This is a genomic window from Achromobacter sp. SIMBA_011 (genome assembly GCF_046535435.1).
Taxonomy (GTDB): domain Bacteria; phylum Pseudomonadota; class Gammaproteobacteria; order Burkholderiales; family Burkholderiaceae_B; genus Achromobacter; species Achromobacter dolens.
In genome coordinates, this window is the sequence record NZ_JAWRWN010000628.1 from 1 (window position 1) to 264 (window position 264).

The 264-nt window shown below is 61.0% G+C and carries 1 protein-coding gene; it reads left to right on the forward strand.

Annotation, left to right across the window (positions count from 1 at the left end; genetic code table 11):
- The coding region (locus SB816_RS32465) for an isochorismatase family protein (RefSeq protein WP_410548307.1) at positions 1–264 on the forward strand (264 nt) is incomplete at both ends.

The following is a 264-nucleotide window of genomic DNA, read 5'->3' on the forward strand; positions in this document are numbered from 1 at the left end:
GCTGGTACCCGAGCTGAAAGAGATGTTCCCGGACGCGCCGTACATTGCCCGCCCAGGCCAGATCAACGCTTGGGACAACGAAGACTTCGTCAAGGCGATCAAGGCCACCGGCCGCAAGCAGCTGATCATCGCCGGCGTGGTGACCGATGTGTGCGTGGCTTTCCCGACCTTGTCGGCACTGGCTGAAGGCTTTGAAGTGTTTGTGGTGACCGATGCCTCGGGTACCTTCAACGAAACCGTGCAACAGGCGGCATGGGCGCGCAT